Source organism: Planococcus koreensis (assembly GCF_004761975.1).
Classification (GTDB): domain Bacteria; phylum Bacillota; class Bacilli; order Bacillales_A; family Planococcaceae; genus Planococcus; species Planococcus koreensis.
In genome coordinates this window covers 25853-35504 of record NZ_RQII01000015.1, presented here as the reverse complement: position 1 = coordinate 35504, position 9652 = coordinate 25853, and the positions used below count along the sequence as shown (strand labels likewise).

The 9652-nt window shown below is 46.2% G+C and carries 12 protein-coding genes; all 12 read right to left on the bottom strand.

From position 1 onward, the window contains the following. Nucleotides 1–528: 528 nt before the first annotated feature. A complete protein-coding gene (gene ndk, locus EGV91_RS03560) occupies nt 529–975 on the bottom strand; it encodes a nucleoside-diphosphate kinase (RefSeq protein ID WP_135500802.1) in 447 nt (148 codons plus the stop codon). Between the two features lie 85 nt (nt 976–1060). Then, nucleotides 1061–2035: a heptaprenyl diphosphate synthase component II gene (hepT, locus tag EGV91_RS03555; protein ID WP_135500801.1), complete on the bottom strand. Its 975-nt coding sequence runs from the start codon at nt 2033–2035 to the stop codon at nt 1061–1063. A 21-nt stretch (nt 2036–2056) separates the two neighbouring features. After that, on the bottom strand, nt 2057–2752 hold the full coding sequence (locus EGV91_RS03550) for a demethylmenaquinone methyltransferase (RefSeq protein WP_135500800.1): 696 nt from the start codon (nt 2750–2752) through the stop codon (nt 2057–2059). A gap of 5 nt (nt 2753–2757) precedes the next feature. Continuing rightward, nucleotides 2758–3534 (bottom strand): heptaprenyl diphosphate synthase component 1, encoded by a 777-nt coding sequence (locus EGV91_RS03545; protein ID WP_135500799.1) that lies wholly within the window; start codon nt 3532–3534, stop codon nt 2758–2760. 81 nt (nt 3535–3615) lie between these two features. Beyond that, nucleotides 3616–3837 (bottom strand): trp RNA-binding attenuation protein MtrB, encoded by a 222-nt coding sequence (gene mtrB, locus EGV91_RS03540; RefSeq protein WP_135500798.1) that lies wholly within the window; start codon nt 3835–3837, stop codon nt 3616–3618. Between the two features lie 36 nt (nt 3838–3873). Beyond that, nucleotides 3874–4458, bottom strand: a complete 585-nt coding sequence (folE, locus tag EGV91_RS03535; protein WP_135500797.1) for a GTP cyclohydrolase I FolE — start codon at nt 4456–4458, stop codon at nt 3874–3876. 222 nt (nt 4459–4680) lie between these two features. Then, the gene (locus EGV91_RS03530) at nt 4681–4953 is read right to left on the bottom strand and encodes an HU family DNA-binding protein (protein WP_135500796.1); all 273 of its coding nucleotides are present in this window, start codon (nt 4951–4953) and stop codon (nt 4681–4683) included. A gap of 184 nt (nt 4954–5137) precedes the next feature. Continuing rightward, a complete protein-coding gene (locus EGV91_RS03525; protein ID WP_135500795.1) occupies nt 5138–5848 on the bottom strand; it encodes a hypothetical protein in 711 nt (236 codons plus the stop codon). Between the two features lie 10 nt (nt 5849–5858). Next, nucleotides 5859–6062 carry a DUF2768 domain-containing protein gene (locus EGV91_RS03520; RefSeq protein WP_135500794.1) on the bottom strand — a complete coding sequence of 68 codons (204 nt, stop codon included), beginning with the start codon at nt 6060–6062 and terminating at the stop codon, nt 5859–5861. 87 nt (nt 6063–6149) lie between these two features. Continuing rightward, nucleotides 6150–7169, bottom strand: a complete 1020-nt coding sequence (locus EGV91_RS03515; RefSeq protein WP_135500793.1) for an NAD(P)H-dependent glycerol-3-phosphate dehydrogenase — start codon at nt 7167–7169, stop codon at nt 6150–6152. A 22-nt stretch (nt 7170–7191) separates the two neighbouring features. Next, nucleotides 7192–8502, bottom strand: coding sequence for a ribosome biogenesis GTPase Der (gene der / locus EGV91_RS03510; RefSeq protein WP_135500792.1), 1311 nt, complete (start codon nt 8500–8502; stop codon nt 7192–7194). A 93-nt stretch (nt 8503–8595) separates the two neighbouring features. After that, nucleotides 8596–9651: a type 2 isopentenyl-diphosphate Delta-isomerase gene (gene fni, locus EGV91_RS03505; protein WP_135500791.1), complete on the bottom strand. Its 1056-nt coding sequence runs from the start codon at nt 9649–9651 to the stop codon at nt 8596–8598. Between the last annotated feature and the right edge of the window lies 1 nt (nt 9652).

The window sequence follows — 9652 nt, the reverse complement described above, 5'->3', positions numbered from 1 at the left end:
TTTTTTGCCGCGGGCGAGCGCCAAGCCTCCTCAGTCGCTTCGCTCCTTGCGGGGTCTCGGCTGACTCGTCGCTACGCTGCCCCGCAGGCAAGACTTTGCGACGAAGCGCAAAGCGCTGCAGGAGCAGTACGGTTTTCTCCGCTGTTTTGCTCCATATCTGGAGAACCCAAAAGAAACTGCAGAAAGTGTATCTTTGGTGTTCTTCTGTAAAAGAAATAACTCTCAAATAAGAAATATCTTTGAATGAAGCGGAAGGCGGCGACTCCAGCGGGCAAAGCCTGAGCTGAAGGCCCCGCAGGAAGCGAGGTTTGAAGAACCTCGTTTGCGACGAAGCTAGCGCAGCGATGCAGGAGCAGCTCTCTTTCTAGCGACGAGGAGACTGAAGCCGTGCCCGCGGAAAGCGTCTGCCTGTCTCTGCATCGCTTCGCTAGCTTCGAGACATGAAAGTGCGTTGAAGCGTAATGAAAAGGCCATGACTAGATTTCTAGGCAAAATAAAAAAAGCAGCGAGGCTGCTTTTTTAGCGGGATTAGTTTACCCAGTTGTTGATTGTTTTTTCGTATGATACCAATTCTTCTTCTTTGAAGAACAAGCCGATTTCACGAACAGCGCTTTCAGCTGAATCAGAACCGTGGATCATGTTTTTGCCGACAGTGACTGCGAAGTCGCCGCGGATTGTTCCTGGAGCTGCATCTTTAGGGTTAGTAGCGCCCATCATTTGGCGTGCAGTCAAGATAACGTTTTCGCCTTCCCATACCATTGCGAAAACTGGTCCAGAAGTGATGAAGTCAACCAATTCTCCGAAGAATGGGCGTTCTTTGTGCTCGCCGTAATGCTCTTCAGCCAATTCAGTCGGGATTTGCATCAATTTAGCGCCTGCTAAGTGATAGCCTTTTTTCTCAAAACGTGCCACGATTTCACCGATTACATTGCGTTGTACGCCGTCAGGTTTAACCATCAAGAAAGTTTTTTCCATTATGAACACTCCTCTGTATAAAGCTCGGGCTTTATGCCCACCTTAAAAAATACTATCAGTTTGATGCTATTTGTCAACTGCCAGCTTAAAACTTTCTCTTGCCGATGAAAAATGCAATTTTGCGCATTGTCTTAGAGGCTTGGCCTTTCGGCAAATGATCCAGCTCACCCAAAGCTTTGTTCAAGTATTTTTCGCTGACTTTTTTTGCGTCATCGATTGCTGAGCTGTCCCGGATCACTTTGACGATATGGAGCCTCTCAGCGTCCGTCAGTTCTTTTTGCAGGCTATCTTTCAATAATCGATAGATTTCCGGATTGTTGCGCGCATACAAAATCGGCAGCGTGATATTGCCTTGGATAAAATCACTGCCGGCTGGCTTGCCGAGTTCTTCATCCGATGAAGTGAAATCCAGTATGTCATCGATGATCTGGAACGACATGCCGATGAAATAGCCGAACCTCCGCAAATGCGCAATCGTTTTTTCATCCGCTCCCGCAACCATTGCCCCAAGCTCGCAGCTTGAAGAAATCAGCAATGCGGTTTTACGCTTGATGCGGCGTAAATAATCACGCAAGTTCTGGTCTAATTTGTATTTATCTTCTATTTGAATGATTTCCCCGCGGCAAACTTCAATCATCGTCTGCGACAAAACTTGATGCAGCCTTGGCGAATCGATATCGGTGATGTATTCCAAGGCGCGCCCCAGTATAAAATCTCCCGTATACATTGCAACACTGTTATTCCATTCCGCTTTGACCGTCAGCTGGCCCCTTCTCATTTCGGAATCGTCTATGACGTCATCATGGACCAGAGATGCCATATGAATCAGTTCAAGCGGCACAGCAACTTGTTTCATGACATCAATATTGTAAGTTCCGAATTTGCCTGCAAGCAAAACAAAAACAGGTCGGATCCTTTTTCCTCCGGCCTGCAATAAATGGAGCGATGCATCGTTTAAAAGGGGAGACTCGGAATCCACTGCCTGTTCTAATTCTTTTTCAATTAAATCCAATTCTGGTTTGAGGTCAGAATAGAGCAATTTCATCTTCACCTTTTCCACTAAAAAACCTCTCCCGCTATTTTACTTTTTAATGCCCATATGCAATGCTGCTGCACCGCCAGAGTAAGGCTTGTATTTCACTTTTTCAAACCCGACTTTCACAAAGAGTGCCGCTAATTCTTTCATGCCCGGGAAATCTTTGGCAGATTCCTGAAGCCACGAATACTCTTTATAGCTCTTCGCGAACAATTTTCCAAATACCGGCATGATGAAACGGAAATAAAAACGGAAAAACGGTTTGAATGCATTATTCGGCTGTGACGTTTCCAGGCACACGATCATTCCACCGGGCTTGAGAACGCGGTGCATTTCAGACAATACTTGTTCATAATCTGGTACATTGCGCAAGCCGAAACCGATTGTCGCATAATCGAATGAGTTGTCCGGATATGGAAGCGCCATCGCATTGCCTTGGATCAATTCGACTTGCGGCATATCCTTCGTCTTATCAATGCCGACATTCAGCATGTTCTGGCTGAAGTCGAGGCCAACTACTCTGCCTGTTGGTCCAGTCGCTTCACCAAGCGCAATCGTCCAATCTGCTGTGCCGCAGCACACATCGATAGCTGATGCGCCTTTCGCAACCTGCATCTTGTCCATTGTATCTTTACGCCATTTATTGTGCTGCTGGAAACTGATGACAGAGTTCATCTGGTCATAGTTAACCGATATTTTTTCGAAAACTTCGTGGACTCGCTGTTCTTTGGTCTTTTGCATGTCAGTCATCCTTCTCGGGTCAGCTGCTCAGCTCTATGCTGGTGCGGGGTTATTTGATGGAGCATGAAATTCTTGAGTTCATAACTGAAATTATGTGTGCCGATTGTCTGCAGAATTTCTTCATACAGCGAATCGAGTTTATCCAGCAGCCATCGCTCGGTCTGCAGCGGATGCCGCAATGTCTGGGTCATCTTCCGTAAAGCCAGGCTTTGGCCGTCCTTCTGCAAGCAGTCGAGTTCTGAAGTGTATCTATTATAGGTGAGCATCAAGACCGCCAAATGAGAGTATTCCTGGTACCCATAAAAATTATAAAACGAAAACAAAAGTTCAGTTTCAATCTGCTTTATAGCTTCATCAATTTCGTCCATAGATCGTATTTCGCTGGAATAAAAAGAAGCTTTCTTCTCGCTCACTTTGATGATGGCAGTGGCAAGCCGTTGGATCATAGCGATATTATTGGTTTCGGCAAGCATCTTGTAATAGATTCCACTGTAGAAATCCCCTGCCAGTACTGTCAATTGCTGTTTTTTGTCTGCCAGTACGTCGTTTTCCACTAAATCGTGGGCCTGCAAAGCCGCATAGACGATCGACACTGTTTTAGCAGATCTTTCAATATCAGTAGACCACATTTTATTGTCAAAAAAAGGCAAAATCAAAAAAAACAACCTCGCCCTAAGGACTGATGGGCCGTCTGTGAACTTATCGAGTGTGCGCTGCTTAACAGCTTTCAGCACATCGGTCTCCACAGAAGTGATTTTTGAATGTATTTGTTGTTCATTCATACTGCTTGCTCCATTCATGGTTTAGCCATACCATACACCTATAGTATATCACAGGCACAGCCTCGCCTTCATACAATACGCCTACTTTTTCGCTTCGCTTTCCGTAAGGCCGTGTGCCGTTTGGATTTCCGCTTTGCCGCGGATTTTCATCGCAGATGTATGTTCAGTAAATTGGGCAATCATCACTTCGCCTTTATCAAGCTTTTCGGTGTGGTGGAATTTCGTATCATTGCCTCGTGTCAAACCGATCACGTTTACGCCATCTTCAAGTGCACGGATTACAATGTATTCTGGTTGAGCCATGTTTTCACCCTCTTCCGGTAAATGATGGACATTTTATCAAGCCATGTTGATATAAGTGATAATTTCCGAACGTTTTATATCGTCTTTCTCGAAAATCCCGCGGGACACAGCTGTCACTGTTTTAGCGCCAGGTTTTTTAATGCCTCGCATCGTCATGCACATGTGCTCAGCTTCGACCATCACATATACGCCATGAGGATTCAGCGATTCCATTAAGGAGTCGGCAATCGTCGACGTGATGCGTTCTTGCAATTGAGGCCGTTTTGCCACCGAATCGACTGCTCTTGCTAATTTGCTAAGGCCGGTCACGACACCATCTCTCGGGATATAGGCGATATGCGCTTTACCGAAGAAAGGCACCAAATGATGTTCACATGTCGAATAAAACGGAATGTCTTTCACCAAAACCAATTCTTCATGGCCTTCGTGGAAAACTGTTTGAAAATATTCTTTCGGATCTTCACGCAAACCGGAAAATACTTCAGCGTACATTTTAGCGACGCGCTTTGGTGTATCCAGCAAGCCTTCACGCGATGGATCTTCCCCAACCGCTTCAAGGATCATCGAAACTGCCTGCTCTATTTTATCTAAATCCACTTTTTTGGAATTTGTATCTATCACTATTCTTCCCCCCGTAAAAACAAATCACTCTTTGAAGCCGTTCATGGTGCAAGCAGTTAGCCCTTAAATCGCCAATCATAAACCGGCCCATTCCGAACGCTTCCGCTTTTCTCACAAATCGTAGCATATGTATGGTTTGTTGGCAAAATTGAAAACTTAAAAAAAGAATGACTTTTGCGGGAACGAATCTCGCAAAAGTCATTCTATGTACTGCAAAGAAGATTATTTCACTGCGTCTTTAAGTGCTTTACCTGGCTTAAATGCAGGAACTTTGCTTGCAGCGATTTCGATCTCAGCACCAGTTTGCGGGTTGCGACCTTTACGTGCTGCGCGTTCGCGTACTTCAAAGTTACCGAATCCGATCAATTGTACTTTGTCACCTTTAGTTAGAGCTTCTTGAATCGCTTCAAATGCAGCGTCAACTGCTTTTGCAGCATCTTTACGAGAAAGTTCAGCTGCTTCAGCAACAGAGTTCACTAATTCTGTCTTGTTCATGCTATTCACCTCCTCTCAAAGGGGATGCAATCGTTCAATCCTGTAAAAAGAGTATCATAACGAAAAATGCATAGCAACAACTAATAGCGCGGTTTTCCAATAAAACCAACAAATATTCAATTATTATCCTGTAAATTCGTTAATTTTGAGAAAAACCGCGCTAAATCAGCAATTCCACGCTAATTCACTCCGTTTTAAAGACCGGTTCATTATTCTCGTCTACGGTATAAGGCAGAGAGTAAGCCGGCACTACCGGATTGTCTTCATACAGCAAAAACCGGATGTCCTGGCCGGCTTCAAGGGTGCCGTCATACTCCTGGATTGCCGAGTATAAATCGATTGAATAGTCGACAAAGATCTCCCCTTGCCCATTAACAACCAATGGCAGGTTTCTGCCGCTGTAAGGGCTGACGACAAAGCGTTCTTCCTTAAAGCCCATCGCTTTATAATTCAGCTTATAGACATTGTCTGCCAAGATTTCAGCAATTGGAGCCCGGCCGCCATTCGCGCTTTTGCGTATATTAATCGACCGAATTTCCTCAGCAATACGCAAATCAACAAGTTTCACTGTCGGATTTTTTTCAACATCCATCAGCACGTATTGAAAAATTCCGCCTGTTTCGAAAGCATTCGGCGGAATTTCAGCCATATGTGCAGGGACGATTTTAGCGAAATCAATCGGGTATTTGATGTATTGATCAACATCCATATCCCGTGTTTTGATCGGCAAAATGCCGCCTTGGGCTCCTCTATACTGATTTACCGCATTCTGCACCTGAATGACTTGCTCTTCGTAAGGAATCTGATTCTCCGCCCGCTCGCTCTCCGGGAACATACAGCCCGAAAGGAACATCGCAGCTGCAGCCAGAATAGCGATTAACGATATTTTTTTCATTTTTCTCACCTCACGCGCCGCCTGTTGGGCCGCTGAATACGATGAACACCATTATAAAGAATCCAAGAATCAGCAGAATATAAGCGATTAACGCAAAAACGAATTTCACTATGCCATTTTGTAATTTATACCTGCTTAAATAAATCATGCCCATTGAAATGATCAAAAAAGCAATTCCCGCAAACGAGACCCACATTTTATCTAAAGAGCTCATAATAGACCGCCTTTCGTACTGTTTCAGACCATAGTATAGCATAAAAAAAGAAGAGGCAGAGTGACGCTGCCTCTTCTTTTGTGACAATTAAAGCAAGTTGATGAGATCTTCCATTTCGTTCTTTTTCATGCGTCCCATCAGCAATTCCACAGCGTCTTTTGTTGATACGCCTTCAAAAAGAACGGCGTATAAAGCGTCTGTGATCGGCATAGGCACATCGTATGCCTCTGACAATTGATGAGCGGCTTTCGTGGTCCGGATGCCTTCAACGACCATGCCCATTTCTTCTAGCACTTGATCAATCGTTTTCCCTTTGCCAAGCATATTCCCTGCACGCCAGTTGCGTGAATGCGGGCTTGTGCACGTGACGATCAAATCGCCGACGCCTGTGAGGCCGGAAAAGGTCAATGGGGTAGCACCCATCTTGACGCCGAGGCGGGCTATTTCAGCCAATCCGCGCGTCATCAATGCCGCTTTTGCATTGTCGCCATACCCTAATCCATCGGTGATGCCGACAGCCAATGCAATGATGTTTTTAAGGGCACCGCCGATTTCCACTCCAATGACGTCGGTATTCGTATATACGCGGAAATAATGGTTCATGAACAAGTCCTGGACTTTTTCAGCAGAAGCCGTATTCTCACTGGCAGCCGTAACTGTAGTCGGTTGTTCAAGCACCACTTCTTCTGCATGGCTGGGTCCGGAAAGAACGACCACATCTTCAAACAATTGCGGTGGAACCTCTTCGCGGATCATTTCGCTGATGCGCTTCAAGGAATCCGGTTCAATGCCTTTGGAAACATGGACAAACAAGGCTTTTTTATCCAGCTCGTCCTTTATAGCAGAACACACTTCCCTCACGGCTTTTGTCGGAACGGCAATAACAAAAGTCGCCGAATGGTTGACCGCTGCTTTCAAATCACTTGTTGCCTTAAGGTTTTCAGGCAACTTGATGTTTTTAAGATATCGGTTATTCGTATGCTGGTTGATTTCTTCCGCTTGTTCTGCGCGGTGTGTCCAAAGCAGGACATCATGGCCATTCTGCGCTAATACATAGCTTAGCGCCGTGCCCCAGCTGCCTGCTCCAAATACAGATATTTTTTCCATATCAGTAACCACCTTTTTCCAATTATGTCCGGGCGCGCGTAATCAACCGGAGCGGCGTTCCTTCAAAATCAAAGCTCTCACGGATCCGGTTTTGCAGGAAACGCTCATAGCTGAAATGCATCAGTTCAGGCTCGTTGACAAAGACAACGAATGTCGGCGGCTTGATGGCCACTTGTGTAACGTAATACAAGCGCAATCTGCGGCCTTTATCTGTAGGCGCAGGATTCATCGCAACAGCATCTTCGATAACTTCGTTCAAGATGCTCGACTGGATGCGTCTTGCATGATTATCATTGACCCGGTTGACGATTTCAAGGATATTATGGACGCGTTTCCCACTGATGGCAGATACGAACAAAATCGGTGCATAATCCAGGAAAAGGAAATGTTCACGGATTTTCCGCGTCATGACGTTCATGGTTTTTTCGTCTTTCTCAACAGCATCCCATTTGTTGACGATGATGATGACACCTTTGCCCGCTTCGTGTGCGTAGCCGGCGATTTTCTTGTCCTGCTCCTGGATGCCCTCTTCGGCATTGAGCACAACTAAAACAACATCTGAGCGTTCAATCGCACGCAATGCACGCAGGACGCTGTATTTTTCTGTTGATTCATAGACTTTCCCTTTTTTGCGCATGCCTGCCGTATCGATGATGACATACGGTTGGCCGTCGTATTCGTATTGCGTATCAATTGCGTCACGGGTAGTTCCCGCAATTTCACTGACAATAACGCGTTCTTCGCCTAAAAATGAATTCACCAAAGAAGATTTGCCGACATTCGGACGGCCGATCAACGAGAATTTGATAACATCATCAGGGTATTCCTCTTGATCGTCTTTCGGGAAGTTTTTCGCCACTTCATCCAAAAGATCTCCGATGCCTAAACCGTGTGAGCCTGAAATCGGGTAAGGTTCGCCCATACCCAATTGGTAGAAATCAAATACCATATGGCGCATATCGGGGTTGTCGATTTTATTGACGGCCAGAATGACCGGCTTTTTCGTGCGGTATAAAATTTTCGCTACTTGTTCATCCTGTGTCGTTACGCCATCACGGCCGTTTACCAGGAAGATGATGACATCCGCTTCGTCCATGGCAATTTCAGCCTGCTGGCGGATTTGTTCCAAGAAAGGCTCATCGCTTAAATCGATGCCTCCCGTATCAATAATGTTAAATTCATGAGTCAGCCAATCAGCTGAACTGTAGATGCGGTCACGTGTAACTCCTGGAATATCTTCCACGATGGACACACGTTCCCCGACCACGCGATTAAAAATCGTGGACTTGCCTACGTTCGGCCGGCCAACGATTGCTACTACCGGTTTTGACATAATAAATTCATCCTTCCACTTCTGATATTCCTATTATACACGAAAAAGGCGATGGCATCTTGTAAATGTCCATCACCCTAAAAGGTGTAATTTTCAGTTATTGGTTCTATTGGCATACATTGCCGGATTGTAGCCGCGCATGGTCAAATAATGGCTCAAACCGCCGGATAGAATAGCGGGACAGCTTCTTAAGCGAGCCGGCTCTGCTGCTCCGAGAGCTGTCATCATCATGCGCATATCTTCCTGCAGCAAGCCGATTTCTTCAATCAACCCTTTTTCTCCGCCCTCAAGCGCTTGTTTGAGGAACGCTCCCGCCAGGCCAACAGCATCCGCTCCCAACACAAAAGCCTTAATGGCATCTTGTGCATGCTGGATGCCGCCGGAAGCGAGCACCGTTTTACGGAAGACTTCCTTTACTTCGATAATTGAAACGGCGGTCGGTACGCCCCAATCCTGGAAATAGGAAAGTTTTCGCGCACGCCGTTCATTTTCAATCGAAGCGAAGTTCGTTCCGCCGAAACCGCCCACATCGATTGCAGCGATGCCGGTGTTCGCCAGCTTTTCTGCCGCTTCCCGCGAAATGCCGAATCCGGTTTCTTTGACGACGACCGGTACATGCAGGCTTTCCGCGATAGCCGCAATGCGTTCAAGCGCTCCCTTGAAATCCCGATCGCCTTCCGGCATGGTCAGCTCCTGAATCACATTCAAATGGATTTGAAGGGCGTTTGCCCCGATCATCTCCACTGCCTGCTGCGCCTGGCTGACACTTGCCTCACTGCCTAAATTGCCCATGATAAAACCGTCGGGATTTTCTTTCCGCACAATTTCATAAGTCGTCCGTTCAGCGGGATCTTTCAGCGCAGCCATTTGAGAACCGACTGCCATCGCTAAACCCGTTTCCTTCGCTGCCCGGGCGAGCAGCCCGTTCAACTTTGTCGTTTCCGTGCCGCCTCCGCCCGTCATGGCATTAATAAAAACAGGTGATTCCAATTTCAAATCACCTGTCCTGATATGAAGGCTGATGTCTTCAACACCAAGGGAAGGCAATGCTTGATGGACTAAACGGACATCATCAAACATCGTTTCCCTGCCCTGGCCTGTCGACACCGCAAATCGTATATGATCCATTTTCCTATCGGCTCTGGACATT

Bases quoted from the DNA above. Each gene is read 5' to 3' on its own strand.
- EGV91_RS03530 (WP_135500796.1), bottom strand. From the start codon at position 4,953: ATGAACAAGACAGAATTAGTGAACTCTGTTGCTGAAGCAGCTGAACTT.
- EGV91_RS03550 (WP_135500800.1), bottom strand. From the start codon at position 2,752: ATGCAAAAGACCAAAGAACAGCGAGTCCACGAAGTTTTCGAAAAAATA.
- EGV91_RS03545 (WP_135500799.1), bottom strand. From the start codon at position 3,534: ATGAATGAACAACAAATACATTCAAAAATCACTTCTGTGGAGACCGAT.
- EGV91_RS03525 (WP_135500795.1), bottom strand. From the start codon at position 5,848: ATGAAAAAAATATCGTTAATCGCTATTCTGGCTGCAGCTGCGATGTTC.
- mtrB (WP_135500798.1), bottom strand. From the start codon at position 3,837: ATGGCTCAACCAGAATACATTGTAATCCGTGCACTTGAAGATGGCGTA.
- ndk (WP_135500802.1), bottom strand. From the start codon at position 975: ATGGAAAAAACTTTCTTGATGGTTAAACCTGACGGCGTACAACGCAAT.
- fni (WP_135500791.1), bottom strand. From the start codon at position 9,651: ATGTCCAGAGCCGATAGGAAAATGGATCATATACGATTTGCGGTGTCG.
- EGV91_RS03515 (WP_135500793.1), bottom strand. From the start codon at position 7,169: ATGGAAAAAATATCTGTATTTGGAGCAGGCAGCTGGGGCACGGCGCTA.
- EGV91_RS03520 (WP_135500794.1), bottom strand. From the start codon at position 6,062: ATGAGCTCTTTAGATAAAATGTGGGTCTCGTTTGCGGGAATTGCTTTT.
- der (WP_135500792.1), bottom strand. From the start codon at position 8,502: ATGTCAAAACCGGTAGTAGCAATCGTTGGCCGGCCGAACGTAGGCAAG.